This window comes from Vicinamibacterales bacterium (assembly GCA_036496585.1).
Lineage (GTDB): Bacteria > Acidobacteriota > Vicinamibacteria > Vicinamibacterales > 2-12-FULL-66-21 > JAICSD01.
Genome location: DASXLB010000009.1, coordinates 32,676 through 55,809, shown reverse-complemented (window position 1 = coordinate 55,809; position 23,134 = coordinate 32,676). Strand labels below are relative to the sequence as shown.

Annotated in this window: 22 protein-coding genes; 10 read left to right on the top strand and 12 right to left on the bottom strand. The window is 67.1% G+C overall.

Annotation, left to right across the window (positions count from 1 at the left end; translation table 11 throughout):
- Entirely contained in the window at positions 1-1,059 is a 1,059-nt protein-coding gene (locus VGI12_02995) for a glycosyltransferase (protein HEY2431613.1), read from the bottom strand.
- Between the two features lie 5 nt (positions 1,060-1,064).
- A complete protein-coding gene (locus VGI12_02990; GenBank protein ID HEY2431612.1) occupies positions 1,065-2,636 on the bottom strand; it encodes an NAD(P)/FAD-dependent oxidoreductase in 1,572 nt (523 codons plus the stop codon).
- A 258-nt stretch (positions 2,637-2,894) separates the two neighbouring features.
- Here VGI12_02990 and VGI12_02985 point away from each other — a divergent pair, with 258 nt between their 5' ends.
- From VGI12_02985 to VGI12_02970, 4 genes are all read left to right on the top strand, one after another.
- A complete protein-coding gene (locus VGI12_02985; protein ID HEY2431611.1) occupies positions 2,895-4,559 on the top strand; it encodes a glycosyltransferase family 39 protein in 1,665 nt (554 codons plus the stop codon).
- A gap of 4 nt (positions 4,560-4,563) precedes the next feature.
- Positions 4,564-5,430 (top strand): glycosyltransferase, encoded by an 867-nt coding sequence (locus VGI12_02980; protein HEY2431610.1) that lies wholly within the window; start codon positions 4,564-4,566, stop codon positions 5,428-5,430.
- A 14-nt stretch (positions 5,431-5,444) separates the two neighbouring features.
- Positions 5,445-6,941 carry a lipopolysaccharide biosynthesis protein gene (locus tag VGI12_02975; GenBank protein HEY2431609.1) on the top strand — a complete coding sequence of 499 codons (1,497 nt, stop codon included), beginning with the start codon at positions 5,445-5,447 and terminating at the stop codon, positions 6,939-6,941.
- A 147-nt stretch (positions 6,942-7,088) separates the two neighbouring features.
- Positions 7,089-7,385: a DUF5658 family protein gene (locus tag VGI12_02970; protein HEY2431608.1), complete on the top strand. Its 297-nt coding sequence runs from the start codon at positions 7,089-7,091 to the stop codon at positions 7,383-7,385.
- 89 nt (positions 7,386-7,474) lie between these two features.
- On the opposite strand, the gene VGI12_02965 is transcribed toward VGI12_02970, so the two are convergent.
- A complete protein-coding gene (locus VGI12_02965) occupies positions 7,475-7,654 on the bottom strand; it encodes a hypothetical protein (protein ID HEY2431607.1) in 180 nt (59 codons plus the stop codon).
- 385 nt (positions 7,655-8,039) lie between these two features.
- Here VGI12_02965 and VGI12_02960 point away from each other — a divergent pair, with 385 nt between their 5' ends.
- The 3 genes from VGI12_02960 to VGI12_02950 all read left to right on the top strand — a co-directional run bounded on the left by VGI12_02960 (position 8,040) and on the right by VGI12_02950 (position 11,287).
- Positions 8,040-9,350: a phospholipase D-like domain-containing protein gene (locus tag VGI12_02960; protein ID HEY2431606.1), complete on the top strand. Its 1,311-nt coding sequence runs from the start codon at positions 8,040-8,042 to the stop codon at positions 9,348-9,350.
- Between the two features lie 54 nt (positions 9,351-9,404).
- Positions 9,405-10,733 carry a glutamate--tRNA ligase gene (gene gltX, locus VGI12_02955; GenBank protein ID HEY2431605.1) on the top strand — a complete coding sequence of 443 codons (1,329 nt, stop codon included), beginning with the start codon at positions 9,405-9,407 and terminating at the stop codon, positions 10,731-10,733.
- 239 nt (positions 10,734-10,972) lie between these two features.
- A complete protein-coding gene (locus tag VGI12_02950) occupies positions 10,973-11,287 on the top strand; it encodes a KGG domain-containing protein (protein HEY2431604.1) in 315 nt (104 codons plus the stop codon).
- A gap of 4 nt (positions 11,288-11,291) precedes the next feature.
- On the opposite strand, the gene dinB is transcribed toward VGI12_02950, so the two are convergent.
- From dinB to VGI12_02925, 5 genes are read right to left on the bottom strand one after another with little or no spacing between them, the layout of a single operon-like run.
- Positions 11,292-12,404, bottom strand: coding sequence for a DNA polymerase IV (dinB, locus tag VGI12_02945; protein HEY2431603.1), 1,113 nt, complete (start codon positions 12,402-12,404; stop codon positions 11,292-11,294).
- A 57-nt stretch (positions 12,405-12,461) separates the two neighbouring features.
- Entirely contained in the window at positions 12,462-12,677 is a 216-nt protein-coding gene (locus VGI12_02940; protein HEY2431602.1) for a hypothetical protein, read from the bottom strand.
- Positions 12,678-12,688: 11 nt separating this feature from the next.
- Entirely contained in the window at positions 12,689-13,402 is a 714-nt protein-coding gene (locus tag VGI12_02935) for a peptidase inhibitor family I36 protein (GenBank protein ID HEY2431601.1), read from the bottom strand.
- A 25-nt stretch (positions 13,403-13,427) separates the two neighbouring features.
- Positions 13,428-14,318 (bottom strand): DUF1684 domain-containing protein, encoded by an 891-nt coding sequence (locus VGI12_02930; GenBank protein HEY2431600.1) that lies wholly within the window; start codon positions 14,316-14,318, stop codon positions 13,428-13,430.
- Positions 14,272-14,718: a cupin domain-containing protein gene (locus VGI12_02925; protein HEY2431599.1), complete on the bottom strand. Its 447-nt coding sequence runs from the start codon at positions 14,716-14,718 to the stop codon at positions 14,272-14,274. Before VGI12_02925 ends, VGI12_02930 begins: the two co-directional genes overlap by 47 nt.
- Before the next feature lie 24 nt (positions 14,719-14,742).
- On the opposite strand from VGI12_02925, the gene VGI12_02920 reads away from it, so the two are divergent.
- Positions 14,743-15,723, top strand: a complete 981-nt coding sequence (locus tag VGI12_02920) for an aldo/keto reductase (protein ID HEY2431598.1) — start codon at positions 14,743-14,745, stop codon at positions 15,721-15,723.
- A gap of 11 nt (positions 15,724-15,734) precedes the next feature.
- On the opposite strand, the gene VGI12_02915 is transcribed toward VGI12_02920, so the two are convergent.
- Entirely contained in the window at positions 15,735-18,482 is a 2,748-nt protein-coding gene (locus VGI12_02915) for an ADOP family duplicated permease (GenBank protein ID HEY2431597.1), read from the bottom strand.
- 25 nt (positions 18,483-18,507) lie between these two features.
- Positions 18,508-18,846: a PadR family transcriptional regulator gene (locus VGI12_02910; protein HEY2431596.1), complete on the bottom strand. Its 339-nt coding sequence runs from the start codon at positions 18,844-18,846 to the stop codon at positions 18,508-18,510.
- A 94-nt stretch (positions 18,847-18,940) separates the two neighbouring features.
- On the opposite strand from VGI12_02910, the gene VGI12_02905 reads away from it, so the two are divergent.
- The gene (locus VGI12_02905; protein HEY2431595.1) at positions 18,941-19,735 is read left to right on the top strand and encodes a cyanophycinase; all 795 of its coding nucleotides are present in this window, start codon (positions 18,941-18,943) and stop codon (positions 19,733-19,735) included.
- A 23-nt stretch (positions 19,736-19,758) separates the two neighbouring features.
- Here the strand turns inward: VGI12_02905 and VGI12_02900 are convergent, their stop codons facing one another.
- The gene (locus VGI12_02900; protein HEY2431594.1) at positions 19,759-20,112 is read right to left on the bottom strand and encodes a helix-turn-helix transcriptional regulator; all 354 of its coding nucleotides are present in this window, start codon (positions 20,110-20,112) and stop codon (positions 19,759-19,761) included.
- A gap of 108 nt (positions 20,113-20,220) precedes the next feature.
- On the opposite strand from VGI12_02900, the gene VGI12_02895 reads away from it, so the two are divergent.
- Positions 20,221-22,407: a glutamine synthetase III gene (locus tag VGI12_02895; protein HEY2431593.1), complete on the top strand. Its 2,187-nt coding sequence runs from the start codon at positions 20,221-20,223 to the stop codon at positions 22,405-22,407.
- Positions 22,408-22,410: 3 nt separating this feature from the next.
- On the opposite strand, the gene VGI12_02890 is transcribed toward VGI12_02895, so the two are convergent.
- A complete protein-coding gene (locus tag VGI12_02890) occupies positions 22,411-22,968 on the bottom strand; it encodes a YetF domain-containing protein (protein ID HEY2431592.1) in 558 nt (185 codons plus the stop codon).
- Positions 22,969-23,134: the final 166 nt, after the last annotated feature.

The following is a 23,134-nucleotide window of genomic DNA, read 5'->3' as shown; positions in this document are numbered from 1 at the left end:
TTACACGCCCGCCACGCTGCCGGCTTTGTCCACCGGGGGAGGCCACGGATCGAGAGGCAGCGCGACGAGCAGGCGTCCGTCGCACAGCCGGTTCGCCAGGTACAAGGCTGTGCCGACGGCGAACGAAAGACCGTTGAAGAGATGGTGCAGTACGTGAACGGGAAACACCCGGATCGCGAACAGGACGCCGCGCTTTCGGCTGAAGAACGAGTAGTACTGACGACCGAGCGCGGCCTGGCCCGCGAACAAGATCGCCGCGATCCAGGCGAACCGGATGTCGACGAATGCCAGCGCCAGCGCGGCGACCGCCGCGTACGCGAGCCCGACCGCCAGACGATACCCGTGACGGAGATTCAGGTCATCGTGCATCCCGCCGTATCGGTGCAGCAGCTGCGTCCATGGAATCCCGCGATCGCGGACATCGGAGACCACCATGGAGGCGAAGGTCCAGCGCTTCAGATGCGAGGCGCTCAGTGCCGGATCGAGCACGACGCGGTGCCCCGCCGCCGTCAGGCGGTATCCGAAATCGATGTCCTCGACCGACGGGCGCCCGAAGCGCTCGTCGAAGCCGCCGACCGCCAGCAGACTCGCGCGGCGCACGGCACCGAAGCCCGCCCAGAACGTGCGCGTGGACGTCGCCGAGGTCCGATGCACGAACGCGTGCGCGAGGTTCTTGTACTGCGAGAAGAAGCCGGGATCCCACGGGTGGTCGTCGTAGGCGCCGAACACGGCGGACGTCGACGGCTGCCGGTCGAACGTGTCGACGATCCGGTCGAGCGCGCCGGGCGAAATGACCACGTCGGCGTCCACGAAGACCAGCACGTCTCCGGCGGCGGCACGCGCGGCCGCGTTGCGCGCGACGGCGGGGCCCGCCGGTCCCGGGACTTCGATCACCTTTGCGTCGTGGCGGAGCGCCGCCGGATGGCAGTCCTCAATCGCCCCGTCGGCCGCCACGATCACCTCGGCATCGGCGGGCCGCGCCGTCAACGCCTCGAGGCACCGCTCCAGCGAGCCGAGATCCTTGTGAAAGGGGACGATGATCGAGAGACGAACCGGCACGGTGATCAGGTGACGGTGACGCGCGGTTCGGTGTAGCCCTGCCGCGCGAGGACTTCCGGCAGGAGGGGCTGCGTCGAAGCCAGCTGGCGCGCGTCGAATCCGCCCGGTCGTGCGCTGTCGGCCTGGTCCTCGAGATACTCGTCTTCCGAATTGACGGTCCAGAGATCGTGCCGCTCGCCCATCAGCGTGCGCGCGGCAAGCATCCCCATCACCATCGAATGATCCTGATTGTTGTAGGTGTGGGTTCCGTTACGACCGATGGTCAGGAGGTTCTCGAAGCGCGTCAGATACCCTCGAATCTCGAGGACGGCTGCGGCGTAGGCGTCGTCGTAGACCGGGTACGCTTTCGGCGCGCGGACCACGGTGCCGTCGACGACGCGTGCGACGTCGACCAGACCGATCTGCCCGAGCTCTTCGGTCGCCAGCCGAATCAGCTCGCGATCGGACAACCCGCTGAGCGCATCGCCAGCCGTGAAGAAGTACTCGAGCCCCAGGCATGTCTGCGACTGGTCCGGCACCATGTCGGGACTCCAGTTCTTGAAGTTCTGGATGCGGCCGACCTTCACTGTCGAATCGTGGATGTAGATCCAGTTGTCGGGGAAGACGTCGGCCTGATCGACGATCAACGCCACCGTCAGGAAGTCGCGGTAGGTGAGAGAGCGGGCCGCCTCGCGCACGGTCGATGGCGGCGCCGTCCCGAGGCCTTCGACGAGATGACTGAGCGGCATCGTGGAAATCACGCTCGACGCAGGCTGGTCCCATTGCCTGCCTTCGGATTCGAGCCTGACGCCGCCGACCGTTCGTCCGTCGTTGACGATCGCGCTGACGCGGGTCTTGAGTTGCACGCGTCCGCCCAGACGCTCGATCTCGCTGGCGAAAGCCTCCCACATCATGCCCGGACCCAGCCGCGGGTATTCGAACTCCTCGATCAGCGTCGTCACGACCGACCCCGAGCGGCGGCCGCGCCACGGCGTCAGCATCCGCGCGATCGCGGTGCCGAGCGAGAAGTTGCGGATGCGCTGCGCGGCCCACCGCGCGCTGATGTTCCGTCCGGGAATACCCCACACCTTTTCGGTGTACGTCTCGAAGAACGTCCTATACAGGCGCCGGCCGAAACGGTTGCAGATCCAGTCCTCGAAGCTCTCCTCTGGGTGGATGGGACGCAGCCGCGCACGCGCATAGCTGGCGAGGATCGCCAGGCTGCGAGATGGACCAAGATTTCGCAGCGCGTTCAGGGGCTTGAGCGGGTAGTTGTAGAACGCTCGATCGTAGAAGATGCGCGACAGCCGCGGCCGCCGAAGCAGATCCGGCCCCAGCATCGCTCGCCACATCTGCTGGACGGCGGGCATCTTGGTGAAGAAGCGGTGGCCGCCGATATCGAACCGAAAGCCCTTGTATTCGACCGTACGGGCGAGGCCGCCGACGCAATCGTCAGCCTCGACCACGAGGACCGGGATCGACAGGCGGCACAGCTCGAGCGCCGCCGTCAGGCCTGCCGGACCGGCGCCAATGATGACGACGGGCGCGTCAGCAGTCGTATGCTGGGGGCGTTTTCGCGGTTCGGTTTCGGATGTCATCGACTCGCAAGACGCGCGTCTGGCCCGGCGCGCGTAGTTTCAGATGTCTGACTCGTTGGCGGCCGACAGAGACCAAGGATCGTGCCGGATGCCCCGTTGCCAGATAAGAGGATCCGCCTAAAGAAATCGCATGAGCTTGAAACGAGGGCCTGAAACGCGGCCAGAGAAGACCATGAGATGGCAGACAAAAGTCCATGATTATCGAGACAAATGTCCTCTGTGTAGAAGTTTCACGGAGCCTCTAAGCTGCTGAAACCGATGACACGTCAGGCGAACGGCAGCTCGCCGGATTCCGCAGGATCGACGGCGACCGAATGGGCGGTCAGCGGTCGCACTCCACAGGCGTCAGTGGTGATGGCTGCCGTCGCCATGGTCGTCGTGCTCCATGCGCAGGGCGATGGTCTGTGGTTCCAGGGAGACGCTCCCCGGCACGCGATGAACGGCGTCTTCTGGTGGGACCTCCTGCGCGCCATGCCGGTGCATCCCCTGACGTTCGGGTTGCGCTACTTCGCGCGCTATCCGGTCATCTCACCGGCGACATATCCACCGCTCTTCTATGTCGTCGAAGGGGCGATGTTCCAGATCTTCGGCACGTCTCCCCACGTCGTGAAGCTGCTCCTCGCGGCGTGCAGCGCCATAACCGGCCTCTACGTGACGGCGTGGGCTCGCCGATGGATCGGTCCCAGGGCGGGCTGGGCCGGCGCATTCGTCGTCCTCCTGCCCGCGATGGTGCTCTGGACGAGCACCGTGATGTTGAACGTCCCGGCAGCGGCGCTCGGGATGGGGTGCTTGTACCACATGCGGCGGTGGCTGGAGTCGGGCGACCGCCGGCAGCTCCTCGCGACGGTGGGGTTCGTCGTGGGAGTGATCCTGACCTACTACCAGGGCGGTCTCGTCGTCCCGATCTGTATCCTGTGGGCCCTCGTGGTGCAACCAGATGCGTCGCGGCGCCGCGGTCGGCTGAAGTGGATGGGGTTCGTGATCGTCGGGGCGATCGTCCCGCTCGCGCTGGCGGCGTACCTCGCGCCGGTTCAATTCGCGCGCCACGCTCCGTCTCTTCAATCTCTGCTGCGACTCCGGACCTTGACGCTGTACTGGACGCTGCTACCGGGAGTCGTGGGCGTTGTCTTCCTGATCGCCGGAGCCGTCAGTCTCGCGATCGCGTGGCGCGTGACACGTCTCAAGCCGGAGGTGGCGTTCGTCGCAAGCTGGATCGTCACGGTGATCCTCTGCGTGTCGGTACTGCCCGCCAAGGACGCCCGCTACATCCTTCTCGTGGCGCCGGCGTTCGTGCTCGCGGCGGCGCTCGGCGTCGCCGCGGTCTTCGACGGCAGGGCTGCGCCACGCTCCGGACGGCAGCTCATGTGGCTTGCCGGATCGCTGGCGCTGATGGCTTGGTCCGCCACGCGCGTCGTCGTTCCCGACGTGTCGGGGTTTCGCGACGTCGCCGCGTTCACCCGCGACGCGGCGCCGTCGGGTGCGGTCCTGTACGACGGACGATACGAGGGCGTTTTTGGCTTTTACGCGCGCGCGCTGGATCCTGGTTTGGAGCGCCGTCTCGTTCGCGGAGACAAGCTGCTCTACGAGTACGGTCCGACGACGACGTTTCGTGGCGTCGAGATTACCCACGCGGCGACGGCCGACGCCGTGGTCGATTTGATCGAGCACCGGTGCGGGTGCCGCTGGATCGCCGTCGAGATGGGACGGGCGGCGCTGATGCATCCGGCGCAGCAGGTGCTGCGCGCGGCTCTTCAGCGTCCGGCGTTCGCCTTCGTGCGATCGTTCCCGATCCGGGCGACTGGGGTCGACCGCATTGACGTGTTCAAGGTCGTGGCGCCGGTCGACCGTGTCGACTCCATGGATCTCGCGTTCCCCGCGTTCACGACGCGCGTGTTCTTCGACGTGACGCCGATCACTCGCTGACGCCATGGACATCTCAGTCGTCGTCCCGTTCCACAACGAGCAGGCCTACATCACGCGCTGCGTCGAGGCGCTGCTGTCGCAGGACTATCCGAGAGACCGCTACGAAATCGTGCTGGTGGACAGCAACTCGACCGACCGGTCCGCGGACATCGTCCGGCAGTATTCCGACGTGCGGCTGCTTTCGGAATCGACGCCCGGCTCCTATGCCGCGCGAAACCGGGGGGTCGCCGCGAGCGGCGGCGCGACCATCGCGTTTACCGATTCGGACTGCGCACCAGACCGGACCTGGCTGTCGACCATTCACGAAGAACTGTCGGTGCCCGGCACACAGGTCGTACTCGGCCGGGCCCGCTACGCAACCGAGTCGCTCACGCTCTCGATGCTGGCCAACTACGAGACCGCCAAAGCGGCCTACGTCTTTTCCAGCCGCAACGGCGAGATCTATTACGGGTACACCAACAACATGGCGGTGCGCCGCCCGGCGTTCGACGCCGTCGGACCCTTCGAGGCGTGGATGCGTGGAGCCGACACCATCTTCGTCTGTCGCCTGGCGGAAGCCTTCTCGGCGGATGCGGTCAGATACTCGCCGCAGATGAACATCCAGCATCTGGAGATGACGAGCGCGTGGACGTGGCTTGGAAAGAAGCACTTGTACGGACGAAGCGCGCAGCGTTCCAGGGCGTTTGCGCGGCGCCGTCCGCTGACGCGTGACGAACGCCTGACGATTTACAAGGAGACGATCCGCGCGCACCGCTATTCCGTTCCCCAATCGATGCTGCTGACCGCGCTGCTCGGCGCCGGCTGGCTTTCGTACGAGCTGGGACAACGCCGCCCTGGCCGGCCGGCGATTCCGGAAGCGGCGTCGCGGTGACCTCGGGTGATTCGATGGCGCCGACCCTCAGCCTGACCGAGCGAACGGCAGGCGCCGTGCAGTGGCGATTCGCCGGCTCGGCGCTGAACGTCCTGTCGCAGCTCGCCATCGGCGTCGTCCTGGCGCGGCTGCTCACGCCGGCCGACTTCGGCGTGATCGCGCTGGCCGCCATCGTGCTCGGTGTGGCACGGCCGTTTGGCGAGCTTGGCATCGGCAACGCCCTCGTGCAGCGGGCCCGCGTGACCGACCGTCACCTTCGATCCGCGTTCACGTTCTCGACGCTCCTGAGCCTTGTCGTGACCGCGGCCATCGCGGCCGGCGCGACGAGGATCGCGCGGCTGCTCGGCGATGTGCACGCGGCGGGCATCCTCCGGCTGCTGGTGATCGGCTTCGCCTTTCAGGGGATGTCCGTCGTGTCGTCGTCGCTGCTCCGCCGCGACCTCGACTTCAGGAAGCAGTTCTTCATCGACACCGCCAGTTTCGTCGTCGGCTACGGCGGCGTGGCGATCGTGCTGGCGCTGCTTGGCTACGGCGTCTGGAGTCTGGCGTGGGGCAGCACGGCGCAACTGGCCATTGCGGCGACCGCCCGCTTCGCGGTGGTCCGCCATCCCACGAGTCCGCTGCTCGCACCGCGGGAGCTCGGGGAGTTGCTGACGTTCGGACTCGGCGCGGCCGGAGTCAGCGTCGTGAGCTATGTGGCGCTCAACGGCGACAATTACGTCGTCGGCCGCTGGATGGGCACGGGCAGCCTCGGTCTGTACGGCCGGGCGTATGCGCTGATGAACACGCCCTACCTGAGCGCGGCCAACGTGATGTCGGGCGTGCTCTTTCCGGCATTCTCACGCGTCCAGCACGAGCCCGCGCGACTCCGGCGCGCCTATCTGGTGGCGACGCGGCTCACCGCGACGATTGCGGCTCCCATTCTGGCGGCGCTGGCGATTGCGGCTCCGCATCTGATCCTCGGGATTTACGGACCGCAGTGGCGCGGCACGGTGGCGCCGCTTCAGATTCTGTGCGTCGCCGGTTACTTTCGCGCGCTCTACCACCTCGGCGGCATCGTCTCGCAGAGCGCGGGCCGCGTCTACAGCGAGCTCTGGCGACAAGCCCTCTACGCCTGTCTGGTGGTCGCCGGCGCGATCGTCGGCTCGCGCTTCGACATCAGCGGGGTGGCGGCAGGGGTCGGCATGGCGATCCTCTACATGTTCATCGCGACCGGGCACCTGGCGCTGAAGACGACCCAGACGTCGTGGCGGACGTATTTCGCGGCGCAGCGAACGGCGGGAATCGCCGCCGTCGTGACCGCCGGTGTGGCGCTGACGGTCCGCCTGGCACTCGAGGCGGCGCGGATTCCGAGTGTGTGGATCACCGCGGCGATCGTGGTGTCGGCTGCAGTGCCGTTCGCCCTGGCGGTACTGAGCGCGTTGGGGGAGCCCGATCTCGAGCCGCTGCGTACGCAGCTGCCGCGCTGGTGCGTCCAACTTGTCGATCTCGTCGGGTCTCGAACGCCCTGACGACGGGGAAGGCGCGCCGCGACGCAGACATTGGCGGCGCGACGTCGCAGAGCGCAGACGAAAGACATCCGTCAGGCAGACCCGACGCGCGTTCTCCGGCGCAATTGACTGAATTGGATTGGCAACAGACGTGAATCCCACCCGGGTGTGGGCACCTCGCGTTTCGTGCTGACGATTTTCGTGATTCTTCAGGTCGCCGACGGACTGATGACCTTCGGGGCAGTGCGCGTGTTCGGCCCGGCGGCCGAAGGCAATCCGGTCTTACAGATGTGGATCCAACTGCTCGGACCGGGGATCACACTCCTGACCGCCAAGATGCTGGCGTGCGCCGCCGCGTCGCTGCTCTACGTCTCGGGCCGGCGGCGTACGCTCGTCGCGCTCACGACGCTGCTCGTGTTTTCCGCCGTCGGTCCGTGGCTCGCGCTGCTCGGCGAGCTGTCGTGACCGCTCGGGTCGCGCCATTGCGACTCGGCTATCCGCGGCCGCCGTCGGGCCGATCATCCATACCGCGCAATCGCATGAGAAGCTGATCCCTAGCGGTGATCGGTGCGCAGCCGTTGCGCATGGATACGGCGCAGTTCATCGTTGAGCCGCTCCGCCAACTGGCCAAACGCGTTGGCGGCAAGCCGCAGTTGTCGGTTCTCTTCCGCGAGCGCCTCGAGCTGGGCGCGGTTGTCCTCGTGGGTTTGCACCGTTTTCTCCAGTTGTTTCATGGCGCCGCCTGCGCTGCCTTAACGTGCCCTGCCTGTCGGATCGCCCGGGCTCGTCCCTGCCATGTCTCAAAATGTCACAGCGTGACTACCAAAATTTGTCCCAATTGCCTCAATTTGTCCTATCGCAGACCACTCGTAAGTCAGTTATTGTCCTATATATGCGCATACCAAACATCTGGTTCGCCCATTGGTGCAATCGCGTATGTTCCATGTAACTTGTTGATTAAACAATGCTTATGTTCTGTGTCCGCGATTGGATCCGCCACTTCGCAACGTGTGTCCACTGCGTCCTACTGCAAGCGGAGTGACAAGCTCGAGCGGGTTTGGGGCCCTCTGCGGGTCGCCCGCGTGTTGGTCCGGCGTCCCGTTTGCAGAATTGCGGCAGGTGCTGCAGACGCGCCGACATCGCCTGGATCGTCTTGCCGGCCTTCGCTATCACCACAAGCTGGTGCTCTCGCTCCTCGTCGTGTTCGGCATCCTTCTGCTCGTCGTGCTGCTGGCGAAGGATCGCGAGAACATCAAGCTCGAGAGTGCCTACGGCGCGAGTGACGCCAGGTTTCCTGCCTATATCGCTGCGCTGGCCGGCGCGGCTCCCACGAGCGGCAACCGCTTCGACGTGCTGCAGAACGGCGACGTCTTCTTTCCGGCGATGCTCGACGCGATCGTCCGCGCGCGCCGCAGAATCGACTTCGAGACCTACATCTATGAGAAGGGCATCGCCGGCGATCGATTCACCGCGGCGCTCGAAGCCGCGGCCCGCCGCCGGGTCGACGTGAACCTGGTGGTGGACGCCGTCGGTTCAAAGCAAATGTCGTCCGACGACGCGACGCGATTGCGGGCGGCTGGAGTGCGGCTGGGGACATTCGGCGCGCCGCGCTGGTTCAAGCTGCAGGAGATCAACTACCGGACGCATCGCAAGCTCCTCGTGATCGACGGCGCCGTGGCGTTCACCGGCGGGGCGGGCGTCGCCGACCAGTGGCTCGGCAACGCGCAGGATTCCGATCACTGGCGCGACATGATGGTGCGGATCGACGGCCCGCTGGCGCGCTTGCTCGAGGGTGCGTTCAACGCCTCGTTCGTCAGCACGGTCGCGCCGGTGGAGCCGCGGGTGACGCCGGCGTCGATCGCCCTCGACGTCGCGTCGCACGACAGCGCGTTCGTCATCCGCAGCGCCGCAACCGGCGGCAGCAACGACATGAAGCGCGTCTACATGCTCGCGATCGCCGCGGCGCGGCGGACGCTCGACATCACGAGTCCGTACTTCCTGATGGACGCCTCGAGCAAGTGGGCGCTCGCGCAGGCGGCCGCCCGCGGCGTCCGGGTGCGCATCCTGGTCGAAGGCGACGATACTGACGCGCGAATCGTCAAGTACGCCAGCCGCGAGGAGTACCGCCGGCTGATGGCCGAAGGGATCGCGATCTACGAGTACCAGTCGACGATGATGCACACCAAGTCGTTGGTGGTCGACGGCACCTGGAGCATGTTCGGGTCGGCGAACTTCGACAACCGGTCGCTGGAGCTGAACGACGAGCTCAACGTGGCGGTCAGCGATGCGGACCTGGCGGCGAGGCTGACGTCGGCATTCGATCGCGATCTCCAGCGCGCCAGAAAACTCGATCTCGTGTCGTGGCGGCGCCGCCCGGCGCTCGAGAAGGGTCGCGAGTTTTTCTGGAGCTACTTCAGCGAAGTCTTCTAGAACCGCAGGAATTCCTCCTTCGCTTCTTCCAGTCGTCGCACCTACAATCGTCGGATGCCGCCGCGCGTCCGCTTCGCCCCGTCGCCGACCGGATACCTGCACGTCGGCGGAGCGCGAACGGCGCTGTTCAACTGGTTGTTCGCCCGCCGCCACGGCGGCATCTTCGTCCTGCGTATCGAGGACACCGATACGGAACGCTCCTCCTGGGACATGGTCGCCGGCATCGTCGACGGCCTGCGCTGGCTGGGCCTCGACTGGGACGAGGGACCCGATGTGGGGGGACCGCACGCGCCCTATTTCCAGTCGCAGCGGTTGGACAAGTATCGGGATCAGGCGCACCGCCTGGTCGCTGCGGGGCAAGCCTATGCCGATGCCGGGGCGATTCGATTCAAGGTCCCTCCGGGCCAGACGCGGTTCGACGACCTGGTGCACGGGACGGTGAAGTTCGAGAATGAGCACATCGAGAACTTCGTCATCTTGCGCTCTGACGGGCATCCGACCTACCACCTGTCGGTGGTCGTCGACGACATCGACATGCAGATCACGCACGTGGTCCGCGGCGACGATCACATCTCGAACACGCCGAAGCAGGTGCTCCTCTACCAGGCGTTCGGGGCGGCAATCCCGCAGTTCGCGCACGTGCCGCTCATTCTCGGCCCCGACAAGAAGCGCCTGAGCAAGCGGCACGGCGCCACGTCGGTGATGGAGTATCCCAGGCTCGGCTATCTGCCGGAGGCGATGGTCAACTTTCTGGCGCTCCTCGGGTGGAATCCGGGTGGCGATCGGGAGCTGCTGACGCGCAACGAGCTCGTGTCGCTCTTCACCCTCGAAGGGATCAGCGGCGGCAACGCCGTGTTCAGCCCCGACAAGCTCGACTGGTTCAACCAGCAGTACATCGCGCGGCTGGCGCCCAACGTCCTGCTCGACCGGATCGAATCCCGCCTGCGCGAAGCCGGGCTCTGGCGCGACACGCTTCGAACGACCGAGGCTGGGTGGACTGACGCCGTCCTGGAGCTCCTCAAGCCGCGTGTCAAGAAGCTCGATCAGCTCGTTGACGAGCTCAGCCCTTTCCTCGTCGAAGACCCGCCGCTTGATCCGGCCGCGGTCGCGAAACATCTCGACGCCGGCATCCGGCCCGTGCTCATCGAACTCGCCGGCCGGGTGGGCGATGGTGCGTTCGATCCCGCGGCGATCGAGATGATAATCAGGGCGCTTGCCGAGGAGCGGGGACTGAAGGCCGGGGCCCTCATTCACGCGACCAGGGTCAGCGTCACCGGGCGGGCGGTCAGCGCCGGCCTCTTCGACGTCCTCAGCTTGTTGGGCCCAGCCCGTGTGTCACGGAGACTCCGTCGCGCGGCAGGTCACGCCACACTCGAGCCCTAACTCTTACATACGCTCGCCAACGCTGAGCGGCAGCCAACTTCCGCTTCAGGCGAATCCGCGCTCCACTCGCGCCGCGTTGTCTGGCGAAAAGGGTGCCGCCCTACCGGATCGTGGAAAAAGATCTCCCTTTATTGCTCAGCGATTGCAGATAGATAAGTTCTGACGTCTCAATCAATTATGGGGCACATCCGTTGCAGTCCACCTCTCCTGAACTCTCGACCTGCGGGAGGAGGACCAAGGTGGCAAAGGAAGATCGCGGATTCGCATCGATGGATCGAGCCAAGCAGCGGGAAATCGCGAGCAAGGGGGGCAAGGCCGCGCATCAGAAGGGCAGCGCCCACGAGTGGACGAGCGAGGAGGCGCGCGACGCCGGCCGCAAGGGGGGCATCGCCAGCCATCGCCGCCGCAGAGAGCAGGCCGGCGGGCCGCCGGAAGGCCCTGATGGCAACGACGGCAACGACGGCAACGACGCCCCGATCGGCATGGTCCGCAGCGATCGCACCGATGAGGTCGCCGGCCCCGGTCCGGCCCGGACGCCGAACGAGGATCAGTAAGTCGCTAGCGCGGCCCCCAATCGTCTTCCTGCTTCGAGTCCGGGTCGAAGGGCAAGAGCGGCTCTTCCGGCTGAAACGGCGACGACGGATCGTCGAGGTTGTGGACGCTGACCCCGAGCAGCCGGACCGCCCGCGCGGCGGCGTCGGTCCGATCGAGCAGCGCGACTGCGCGCCGCGCGATGTCTTCCGGCTCGCGCGTCGGTGGTGATTTCGAGTGGCTCCGCGTGATCGTCGTGAAGTCCGCGTACCGCACCTTGATCGTCACCGTGCGGCAGAGTAGCTGCTTGCGGGCCAGCCACGACGCCGCGTCGCGGGCCATCTCGTCGATCTCCTGACGGATCTCGAGGATGTCGGTCAGATCCTGCGAATAGGTGTTCTCGCTCCCCGAGGACTTCGTTTCGCGATTTGGCTCGACTGCGCGATCGTCGACGCCGTTGGCGAGCTGGCGCAGCCAGTCGCTCCAGCTGCCGACCGCGTCGCGCAGGACCGTTTCCTGGGCCGTACGCACGTCGACCAGCCGTTCGATGCCGCGCTCGCGCAGCCGCGCCGCCGTCACCGGTCCGACCCCCCAGAGGGCGTCGACGGGCAGCTTCTGGAGAAAATGCTCGACGCGTGACGGCGCGATCACTGTCAAGCCGTCGGGCTTCCGCCACGCCGATGCGATCTTCGCGAGGAACTTGTTCGGCGCGACACCGGCCGAGGCCGTCAGATTCGTACGCGTCCGGATCTCGGTCTTCAGCCGCTGCGCGACCGTCCTGCCAAGCGCTTCCCCCCACGCGTTCTCGGTGACGTCGAGGTACGCCTCGTCGAGCGAGAGCGGCTCGACCAGCGGCGTCACCGAGCGGAAGATCTCGAACACCTGGTTCGACGCCGCGCGGTACTTCTGAAAGTCCGGCCTGACGATCGCCAGATGAGGGCAGAGCCGGACGGCGCGCGCCATCGGGATCGCTGATCGCACGCCGAACGCGCGCGCCTCGTAGCTGGCCGCCGCCACTACGCCGCGGCGGTTCGGATCACCGCCGACCGCGACCGGCCTGCCGCGCAGCGCCGGGTCGTCGCGCTGTTCGACCGACGCGTAGAACGCATCCATGTCGACGTGGAGAATGCGGCGAACCACGCCTGCATTGTACGAGGCGCCCTTCCCCTGGCGTCGATAAGCAGGCCATCGCGCGCGTCACCCCTTCAGCGTCTGACGCACCGGGTCAGGCAGCAGCCGGGTGCCCAGCTTCCAGCAGGTATTGCAGGCCGGACAGTCGTAATAGTGGATTGGCATCAGCGGCATCGACGCCGCCTGGGTGCGGAACGCGCCGGACGAGATCTGCGTCTCGACGTGCACGAGCGATGTTCCGCACGAGGGACACGCGACGTCCGGCGGCAGCGAGGCGTTCACCGGCGTGATCCCTACCGGTGGTTCCGGTACTCAGGACTCTTGCGGAGCTCGCGCTCGACGTCGGCCTCTGTCCAGTGATCCCTCATCACGTGGTTCACGTACCCCGACGCGCCCTGATCGGGCTCGCGCTTGAGGACGTTGAGATAGGCGCGGCGGACGACGTCTTGTGCCTTCGGGTAGGTCATCGTCATCTTTTCCCGGTATTCGGGGCTGGCGCGCAGCGCGTCGCGCACCCGGACCTCCGACCAGCCGTCGTGGATGACGTGCGAGCGGTAGACGCGCATCCCCTCCGTGTCAGGACTGCGGGCTAGGACCTCCTGGTAGGCATGCGTGACGATGCGCTCGGCGTCTTGCGGGGAGACGGACGAGCGGGCGGGGACGACCTGGATCGACGAGATGGTGTCGTTCCAGTTCTGGTTCTTCAGGTTGACCACGTCGCGATCGAAACGCGCCGAGCGGCCGGTGAGGTTCCGATCACGATAGACGTTCACTTCGGTACGGCCGAAGACCCGGATCGACGAGATCTGGTCGTTCATGTCGCTCGCCATCGACCCCACCATCTCGCCGGCGGCAATGCAGAAATACTCGCCGTGGAAGTCGGCATCGCGATAGAAGCAGGCGCCGTCGTGCGGCGCGCGCTCGTGCCCCCAGCGCTGCGCGAACGCGGCCGGTGCGGACGCGGCGACCATGGCGCCCGTGATGATCAGCGTTCTGGCAAAAGGCATGGCATTGTCTCCTCTCAACCGCCCGTCACCGCGACGAGCGTCCGTCATGTCCCGCCCAGCGCCGTTCACCCGCCGGGATCCGCACCTGCAGCTGGTTCCCCTTGATCGGGAGAGGGCAGGTCGCAAAATCTGTGAACGCGCACGGCGGATTGTAGGCGAGATTGAAATCGAGATCGACCCCGCCGTCCTTCGGCAGCGGCGTGTGGAGGAAACGTCCGGCGGCGTAGGTCTCGGCGCGGCTCGTCAGATCCCTGAAGATGAAGAACAGGTCCTCATGCTTGGCCGTCTCGTAGACGGGCTCGAGGCTGTACGGCTGGCCGTCGATCGTGAACTCGACTGTGCCCGGACTCTCCATCGGCACCAGCTGCCCAAGCACGTTCGGTACCAGCACGGTCTTGGCCTTTTCATAGGGGACCCACTTCGCCTGCACATGGTATTTCGTGCCGAGCGGAAAGTAGGTCAGGCCGTCGAAATGCCGGCGGGCGTCGCTCTCCGGATCGAGCATCCGCAGGCCGATTTTGTCGGCGCGGCGGATCGCGAACAGGCTGACGCCATTGACCGTCACCGCCGCCGCTTCTCCCTTGCGCGCGTCGAGCGTCACCGTCTCGACCGGCTTGCCGGCCGAGGTTACGCCGGCGCGGGGATCCGCGGTGAACGTGACGGCGTTGTCCTTGAGGGTGAACACGCCGATCTTCCCCGGCGTGCGCGCCGGCAGTCTGATCTCGGCGGACGGATCGCTGCCGGCGCCGTTCGCGCCGTCGTGCAGCCAGAAGAGGCCCCGCACGGCCAGCCAGCCGCTCGGCGCGGTCAATTCCTTGACGCGATCGGCACGGTGTTTCTCGATCGTCGCCCTGTAGGCGGGTGAGACGTCAGCCGCGGCGGCGGCCAGGGTCAGAGTCAGAATCAGGGCGCGCATATGGAATGATCCTGTCCCATTCGTCGGCGCTCGAGCGCGCGACGACCGCGACCACCGGCTCGGTGTCGCTCAGGTTGAATACTTCGTGAGGCACGCCTGGCGCGATGAAGATGAAGTCGCCGGCCTGGTGATCGACGTGCTCCGCCAGGCTCTCGCCGTATTCGTGACGCACGCGCCCCTCGAGGATGTAGAGCATGACTTCGAAGCCGACGTGGATGTGCGCGCCGGCGACGCCGCCCGGCGGGATCGTCGCGACGTTCATCGACAGCTGCTGTGCGCCGACGTTCTTCCCGGAGAGGCCGCGCTTGTAGCGGATGCCGTTCCAGTCGCGGCACACGCCGCTGCCGCGGATCCACATCAGGCCGTCGTGCCCTTCGGCCTCCGGCGGTGCGTCGCTCACAGCGGAAGCATATAGGATCGGCGGATGGAGTACGTCCGCTTCGGCTCGACTGGCCTGACCGTGTCCCGCCTCTGTCTGGGTGCGATGACCTATGGCGATCCGGCGTGGCGGTCGTGGGTGCTCTCCGAGGAAGAGGGCCGGCCGTTCATCAAGCGCGCCCTCGAATACGGCATCAATTTCTTCGATACCGCCGACATGTACTCGCTCGGCCGGAGCGAGGAGGTGCTCGGCCGCGCGCTCGCCGACTTCGCCCGGCGCGATCGCGTCGTGATCGCGACGAAGGTGTTCAACCCGATGAGCGACGATCCGAACGACCGAGGTCTCTCACGCAAGCACGTCATGGCGTCGATCGACGCGTCATTGAAACGGCTCGGCACGGACTACGTCGATCTGTATCAGATCCACCGCTGGGATCCCGCGACCCCGATCGAGGAAACGCTCCGCGCGCTCGACGACATCGTGCGCGCCGGCAAGGCGCTGTACATCGGCGCCTCGAGCTCGTATGCGTGGCAATTCGCCAAGGCCCTCTATCTCGCCGATCGGAACGGCTGGACGCGGTTCGTCTCGATGCAGAACCACTACAACCTCGTCTACCGCGAGGAGGAGCGCGAGATGATGCCGCTATGCCGGCAGGAAGGGATTGCGGTGATTCCCTGGAGCCCGCTGGCCCGCGGCTTTCTCGCCGGGACCAGACGCCGCGGCGCGCCGCGCCAGGCCACCGAGCGCGAACGCACCGACCGTTACGCCCACGACCTCTACTACAGCGACGCCGACTACGACGTCGCCGAGGCGGTGTCGGCAGTGGCCACGGAAAAAGGCATCACGCCCGCGCAAGTCGCCCTCGCCTGGCTCCTCCGGCAGCCTGGCGTGACGGCCCCGATCATCGGCGCTTCGAAGATGGCACACCTCGATCAGGCCGTGAGCGCTGTCGGCGTCACGCTCAGCGACGACGAGACGCGGCGTCTCGAAGCTCCCTACATCCCGCACCGGGTGCTGGGAATTTGAGGTGACCGGCCTCAATTCCGGATCGCGACCAGGGGGTCCACCGACGACGCGCGGCGGGCGGGGATGAAGCCGGCCGCCACCGACGCCGCGAGCATCGTGGCGGCCGCGCCGGCGAGCGAGAGCGGATCGCGCGACGCCAGCCCGAACAGCATCGAATCCAGCACGCGCGTGCCGGCGAGCGCGAGCGGCACGCCGGCCAGGAGTCCCAAGCCGGCGAGCGTCAAGGACTCGCGCAGCACCATCCACAACACCCGGCCGCGCGCGGCTCCCAGCGCCATCCGCACGCCGATCTCGGGTGTGCGTCGCGCCACGGTATAGGCCAGCAGGCCGTAGAGTCCGATCGCCGAGAGCAGCACCGCCACCACGCCGAGCAGCGCCGCGAGCCGTGCAAAGAGCCGCTCCTGCCTGAGCGAGGTCGCGATCTGATCCGCCTGCGTCATCACGCCGTAGACCGGAAGGGTCGCGTCGACGCCGCGCACCACGTCACGCGCGGTTGCGGCGGCCGCCGCCGGTGGCCCGGCCGTGCGGACCTCGAAGGTGGCGGCGTTCGTCCTCGCCATCGGCTGACGGTAGAACAGGTACATGGTCGGCGGCGGGCTGTCGCGCACCGACGCCAGACGCGCGTTGTCGACGACACCGACGATCCGCACGGGATGGCGCTGACCGACCGCGCCCGGGTTGAACTCTCGGCCGACGACGTCGTCGGTCTGAAAGAGCTGCCGCGCGAGCGCGCGGTTGACCAGAACACTGGACGGATCCGCGGCGTCGGCCGGGACGAACACGCGGCCCCGGAACAGCCGCATGCGCAGCGTCGCGAAGAACTGCTCGTCCACGCCGAGCTGCCAGGCCAGATGCTGCTTCGAGAAACGCTGCATCTCGGCCTCGTCCGGCTGCGGCATGTGCTCGTCGAGTCGCGACACCACGCCGACGGACGAAGAGTTGCTGATCAACGTGTGGCTGGAGAGGGAAGCCGACACCACGCCGGGCGCGGCCCGCAGGCGCTCGAGCACGTCGGCGTAGAACGCCGGGATCCGTGCCGGGTCGTAGCCGTTGCCGGCCGGATCGAGCCGGAAGATCAGGAGGTTGCCGGCGTCGAAGCCGAGATCGACCTGCTGCAGATTGCTGACCGAGCGCACGAGCAGCGTCGCCCCCGCGAGGAGCAGCAGCGAGAGCGCCATCTGTCCGACGACGAGCGCCGAGGAGAGCCGGCGGCGCCCGCTGCCGGGAAGGGTGCCCCGGCCGGCCTCCTGCAGCGAGGCGGTCACCGGCAGATCGGTCACGCGCAGCGAGGGGATCACACCGAACAGGGCGGCACACGCGCAGGCAAGCGCGATCGCGAACGCCAGCACGCGCGCGTCGACGCCGGTCAGCAGGTCGCCGGGCGCGAGCGACGTGCTCAGCGCCGGCGCGAGCGCCGCGCTCAGCCACTGCGCGATGCCGACGCCCAGCACGCAGCCGACCACGCCGAGGATCAGCGCTTCGGTGAGCAGTTGCCGGACGACGCGCCGGCGCGGCGCGCCGATCGCGACCCGGATCGACAGCTCGCGGGTCCGCGCGCGTCCGCGCGCCAGGAGCAGTCCGGCAACGTTGGCGCACCCGACCAGCAGTACGGCGAGGGTCACCCACCCCATCGTCCACAGCGGGTCGTGCATCCCGTCCCGCTCTTCGACCTGGCCGCGTCCGCCCGGCACGAGCTCGAGCCGAGGATAGTCCTTCGCCGCGAGCGACGGCCTGGCGGCGGCGACGCTGCGCTTCAGCAGCAGGTCGAGCGCCGTCTGCGCATCGGCGGCCCGTACCCCCGGCTTGACGCGTCCCAGCATCAGCACCCACCAGAAGTTCGGATCGTCTGGGCGATCGTCGTCCGCGACCACCCGGGCCCGCAGCGCGAGCGGCACGAACACGTCTGGATCGGTGCCGACCTGGCCCGTTCCGTGAAATCCGGCTGGCGCGATGCCGACGACGGTGCAGAGGATCTTGTTGACGACGAGCGTGTGTCCGACGGCCGTCTCGGCGCCGCCGAACCGCTGTCTCCAGAAGCGATCGCTGATGACCGCGGCCGGCGGCGCCGGGGTCGCGTCGTCGATCGTCCCGAGCGTTCGCCCGCGCGCCGCGGGCACGCCGAGCATGTCGAAATAATTGCCCGATACCGCGTGCGCCGTCCCGATCTCGGCGCGGCCGTCGACGGCAAGGCTCACCTGGTAGAGATCAGCGAAGCCGAGGACGTCGAGCCGGTCTGACGCGTCGGTCCGGAACGAGTCATAAGCGGCCTGTGAGAAAGAGGTGCTGCCGACGCCCGAGTCGGTCTGACCGGAGGAGCCGTTCAGCGAGTTGAATGGATAGACCGGTCCCGACCACCAGCGCATCACGAACAGGCTGGCGGGATCGCGGACCGCCATCGTGCGGAGCAGCACGGCGTCGGCGAGGCTGAAGACCGCCGCGCCGGCGCCGATGCCGATGGCCAGCGAGGCGATGGCGACGGCGCTGACGGCGGGTGTGCGGGCGATCTGCCGGACGCCGTAGCGAATGTCCTGCGCGACGCTGTCGAGGGCCGGGAAGCCCCAGATGGCGCGCGCGTCTTCGCGCAGGCGCGCGGCGCCGCCGATGGCGATCGCGGCCTGACGGCGGGCCTCCGCGGACGGCAGTCCGTCCGCCTCGAGCGCCGCGGCCTTCCACGCCGCGTGCTGCGCCAGCTCTTCGCGCATCTCGTCGTCGAGGCGGCCGCGCCGCAGCCACGCCCACAGGTGCCTGATCAACCGCATCTCCGGCCTCCCTCCCATCGAATGACTATGTGGGCCGCATGACGCGGCCGATCGCCGCAATCAGCCGGTCGAAGTTCGACTCCACGTCGCCGAGCGCCCGCCGTCCGTTCCGGGTCAGGCGGTAGTAGCGCGCGCGCCGGTTGTTGGCCGAGTGCCCCCATTCGGACGCGACCAGCCCCTGCAGCTGCAGGCGCTGCAGCGCCGGATAGAGCGAGCCTTCCTCGACGCGCAGGACTTCGCCCGACACGGTTTTGATGTGTTGAGAGATGCCGTAGCCGTGCATGACGCCGATCGACAGCGTCTTGAGGATCAGCATGTCGAGGGTGCCGGGCAGGAGCTCCTGCCGCGCCGTCTTCTTTCCCATAGACTGTCTATTAGACCATGCGAAGGCCGGTTTGGTTGGGGTGCCGCCGCTTCCCGCCGCCGCCCACTGCCACACTGCGTCTAAGATGCAGGCTATGCGCACGACGCTCGCCCTGCTGGTGTGGTTGCTCGAGGCCGCCTGCGTCTTCGCGCAGGGGCCGGTGGTCGTCGTCGGGGGCGGCAGCACCGTTCCCGAGATCGTCGCCAGGACGCTGGATCTCGCCGGCGGCAAGGGGGCCGCGGTCGTTGCCGTGCTGCCGCAGTCGTCGGCGGAGCCGGACGCGGGCGTCGATTCCGTGAAGATGTGGCGCGAGGCGGGCGCGAAGGAAGCGGTGAACGTCTCGTTCGCGGATCGGGCCGCCGCCAAGGCGGTGCTCGAGCGCGCAACGCTCATCTGGATGCCGGGCGGCGATCAGAACCGGTTCATGAAGGCCATCGAGGGCACCGGCCTCGACGACGTGATCCGCTCGCGTCACGCGGCCGGCGTCGTCGTCGGCGGCACCAGCGCCGGTGCGGCGGTGCTGGCGAGCGAGATGTTCACCGGGGACGCCGATCTGAAGGCGTTGACCGCCGGCGCGACCATCACCGCCCGAGGGCTGGGCCTCGTGCCGGATCTCCTCATCGATCAGCACTTCCTGAAGCGCCAGCGCGACAACCGGCTGATCAGCGCGGTCTTCGACCATCCGTCCCTGGTTGGCGTCGGCATCGACGAATCGACGGCGGTGATCGTGCGCGGCGCCTCGCTCGACGTGATCGGCCGCAGTTCCGTCGTGGTGATCGACGCGCGCGCCGCGCGGGTCCAGCCGGCCGCGGCGGGGCAGCTCGTGTCGGGGAGCGGCGTGACGCTCAGCGTGCTTCGCGCCGGGCAGTCGTTCTCGCTGGCGCGATAGCGCGGAGGGCGGCGGCCGCCGGGTCAGAGCGCGGCGAGTTTGTCCTCCAGGCCGTCGGCCATGAGGCGCAGCGCCCGCCAGGCGCGGCCGAGCGCCAGTTCTCCGTCCTTGTCGATCAGATAGTGGCGGCGGCGCCGGCCGCCGCGCTGCGGCGTCGGCAGACCGAGGTAGGAGGCGACCATCTTCTTCGCCTCCAGCCGCGACAGCGTCATGTAGACCGATCCTTCGGCGACCTCGCGGCGCGTGCGTTCGTGAATCTCCCTGAGGATCGACGCGCCGTAGGCCCCATTGCCGAGGCGAATAAGAGCCAGAAGGACAAGTTGTTCGAGCTCGCCGATGATCGGCGCGAAATAGTCCGTGTTCTTGATATTACTCACTTCGTTAAGTATATAGCAGCATTTTTCGTGAAAATGCCCTTGCGGCGTCGGGTGCGGCCGACCATAATCAGGCTTTGCCGCTCGCCGCGCAGAAAGGACACACACGCCATGGGTTCCCTATCCTCGAGTGAGGCCGTCAGAAACATCACCGCGTTCGGCGCCGCCGTCCGCAACCAGGTCCCGGGGACGCTCCGCAAGGCGACCGAAGAATTCGGTTCGCTGACGTTCAACGAAGAGACCCAGCGCGCGCGGCTGCCGAAGGACGTCTTCCGGGCGCTGCGGCGTTCGGCCGCGCACGGCGAGTCGCTCGATCCGTCGATCGCCGACATCGTCGCCAGCGCGCTCAAGGACTGGGCGGTCGAGCACGGCGCCACGCACTACACCCACTGGTTCCAGCCGATGACCGGCATCACCGCGGAGAAGCACGACGCCTTCCTGAACCCGACCGCCGACGGCCGCGCCGTCGCCGAGTTCAGCGGCAAGGAGCTCGTCAAGGGCGAGCCCGACGCGTCGAGCTTCCCCTCGGGCGGCATGCGCAGCACGTTCGAGGCGCGCGGCTACACCGCCTGGGATCCGACCAGCCCGCCGTGGCTGCTGGTGACCCCGCAGGGCACGACGCTGGTGATTCCGACCGCGTTCGTGAGCTGGACCGGCGAGGCGCTCGACAAGAAGACGCCGCTGCTGCGCTCGCAGGAGGCGCTGTCGAAGCAGGCCGTCCGCATCCTCAAGCTATTCGGCTCGAAGGCGCAGCGCGTCATCACCACCTGCGGCCCCGAGCAGGAATACTTCCTGATCGATCGCCAGTTCTATTTCAACCGCCCCGACCTGATCAACGCGGGTCGCACGCTGTTCGGCGCCAAGCCGCCGAAGGGGCAGGAGATGGAGGACCATTACTTCGGTGCCATCCCCGATCGCGTGCTGGCCTTCATGATGGAAGTCGAGCGCGAGCTCTACCGGGTCGGCGTGCCGCTCAAGACGCGCCACAACGAGGTCGCGCCGAGCCAGTACGAAGTGGCGCCCATCTTCGAGAACGCCAACGTCGCCACCGATCACCAGATGATGACGATGGAGATGCTGCGGCGGGTCGCGCCGAAGTACGGGCTCGCCTGCCTGCTCCATGAAAAGCCGTTCGCCGGCGTCAACGGTTCAGGCAAGCATCTGAACTGGTCGATGGGCGACGACCTCGGCAACAACCTGCTGAATCCCGGCGAGACGCCGCACGACAACGTCCAGTTCCTGGTGTTCTGCGCCGCGGTGCTGCGCGCCGTCAACAAGTATCAGGGCCTGCTCCGCTTCTCGATCGCCAGCGCCGGAAACGATCACCGGCTCGGCGCCAACGAAGCGCCGCCGGCGATCATCTCGATCTTCCTCGGCGACATGCTGACCGACATCTTCCAGCAGCTGGAGAAGGCCGGCAGCGCCAAGACGACCAAGAGCGGCGGCATCCTCGACATCGGGGTCGGCGTGCTGCCGAAGCTGCCGCGCGACGCCGGCGACCGCAACCGCACCAGCCCGTTTGCCTTCACCGGCAACAAGTTCGAGTTCCGCGCCGTGTCGGCCAATCAGAGCATCGCGCTGCCGAACGTCTGCCTCAACGTCGCGGTGACGGAATCGCTCGATCACGTCGCCAGCGAGCTCGAGAAGAGCCTGAAGAGCGGCGAAAAACTGCAGTCGGCCGTCAAGACGCTGCTGACCAAGCTGATCAAGGAGAACAAGCGGATCATCTTCAATGGCAACGGCTATTCCGACGACTGGCAGAAGGAGGCCGCGAAGCGCGGACTACTGAACCTCCGCACCTCGGTCGACGCCTATGGCGAGGCGCTCAAGCCCGACGTCGTCAAGGCGTTCGAGAAATACGGCGTGCTCAACGAACGCGAGCTGCACGCGCGCGTCGACGTCGCCATCGAGCAGTACAACAAGTCCGTCAACGTCGAAGCGCAGCTGATGGTGCTGATGGCCAACCGCTACATCCTGCCCGCCGGCTTCCGCTACCAGGGACAGCTCGCCGCGAGCGTCGCCGCGGTCAAGTCGGCCGGCACCACCGCCAGGGAGACGCGGCGGACGCTCGATCAGGTGACCGCGATCATCGACGACATGAAGACCCGCGTCGAGAAGCTCCAGCAGCTGCTCGAACACGAGTCGAACGGCGAGGCGGACAAGCACGCGAAGTACTTCCGCGACCGGGTCATTCCGGCGATGAACGTGCTGCGCGAGAGCGGCGACGCGCTCGAATGCCTGGTCCCGCAGGACCTCTGGCCGCTGCCGACCTACCGCGAAATGCTCTTCGTCAAATAGCGGTCAGCCGCGCCCCGCGAGGAGCGCCTCGATCCGATCGAGGCGCTCCATCACCGCCTGCTGCCGCATGTCGTCGGACGTCGGCTTGCGGCCGAACATCGCCAGCGTTCCACCCGGCTCGAGGATGCACTTGTCCACATCGCCGAGCGACTCGAACCCCTGTCTGTGCGCGGCGGCGAGGAGCTCGTGCTGCGTGATGACCTCCTTGTCGAGCGCCGTCTGAATCACGCAGCCGTTCTCGACCAACACCGTCGCATCCCCCTCGATCATCTCGTCGATCTCGTGATGCCGATGCAGGAAACGCACGACGAACCAGTTGAACACCAGCAGCGTCAGCGCGCCCACCAGCCCGCCGAGCACGGAGTTGTCGTTGCCGATGATCGCGTTCTGTACCGTGTTCGAGATCATCAGCAGGACGACGAGGTCGTAGGGATTGAGCTGCGCCAGCTGCCGCTTGCCGAACAGGCGCAGGAGCACGAGCAACGCGGCGTAGACCAGCAGGGGACGGACGATTTTCTCGAGCCACGGAACGCCAGGAATCAAAAGGTCGGACCAGAACATGAGAGCTGCCTCCAGCTGACAGGTAGGATACTCAACCTGCCGCCGCCGCACGCGCCAAACTCACACGCGAGGCGGCTGACGGACGCCGCCGTCCGCACGTTCATCCGGCTGTAGATCTGGGGGTCAGCGAACCCGTCGTAGGGAGGTAGCGGCAGGTGTGACTCAT

What these genes read in the sequence shown, in the direction of transcription:
- VGI12_02965 (HEY2431607.1), bottom strand. Translation starts at nt 7,654, where the DNA reads ATGAAACAACTGGAGAAAACGGTGCAAACCCACGAGGACAACCGCGCC.
- VGI12_02930 (HEY2431600.1), bottom strand. Translation starts at nt 14,318, where the DNA reads ATGCGCGCCCTGATTCTGACTCTGACCCTGGCCGCCGCCGCGGCTGAC.
- VGI12_02910 (HEY2431596.1), bottom strand. Translation starts at nt 18,846, where the DNA reads ATGGGAAAGAAGACGGCGCGGCAGGAGCTCCTGCCCGGCACCCTCGAC.
- VGI12_02920 (HEY2431598.1), top strand. Translation starts at nt 14,743, where the DNA reads ATGGAGTACGTCCGCTTCGGCTCGACTGGCCTGACCGTGTCCCGCCTC.
- gltX (HEY2431605.1), top strand. Translation starts at nt 9,405, where the DNA reads ATGCCGCCGCGCGTCCGCTTCGCCCCGTCGCCGACCGGATACCTGCAC.
- VGI12_02990 (HEY2431612.1), bottom strand. Translation starts at nt 2,636, where the DNA reads ATGACATCCGAAACCGAACCGCGAAAACGCCCCCAGCATACGACTGCT.
- VGI12_02980 (HEY2431610.1), top strand. Translation starts at nt 4,564, where the DNA reads ATGGACATCTCAGTCGTCGTCCCGTTCCACAACGAGCAGGCCTACATC.
- VGI12_02890 (HEY2431592.1), bottom strand. Translation starts at nt 22,968, where the DNA reads ATGTTCTGGTCCGACCTTTTGATTCCTGGCGTTCCGTGGCTCGAGAAA.
- VGI12_02975 (HEY2431609.1), top strand. Translation starts at nt 5,445, where the DNA reads ATGGCGCCGACCCTCAGCCTGACCGAGCGAACGGCAGGCGCCGTGCAG.
- VGI12_02935 (HEY2431601.1), bottom strand. Translation starts at nt 13,402, where the DNA reads ATGCCTTTTGCCAGAACGCTGATCATCACGGGCGCCATGGTCGCCGCG.
- VGI12_02915 (HEY2431597.1), bottom strand. Translation starts at nt 18,482, where the DNA reads ATGCGGTTGATCAGGCACCTGTGGGCGTGGCTGCGGCGCGGCCGCCTC.
- VGI12_02895 (HEY2431593.1), top strand. Translation starts at nt 20,221, where the DNA reads ATGGGTTCCCTATCCTCGAGTGAGGCCGTCAGAAACATCACCGCGTTC.
- VGI12_02905 (HEY2431595.1), top strand. Translation starts at nt 18,941, where the DNA reads ATGCGCACGACGCTCGCCCTGCTGGTGTGGTTGCTCGAGGCCGCCTGC.
- VGI12_02985 (HEY2431611.1), top strand. Translation starts at nt 2,895, where the DNA reads ATGACACGTCAGGCGAACGGCAGCTCGCCGGATTCCGCAGGATCGACG.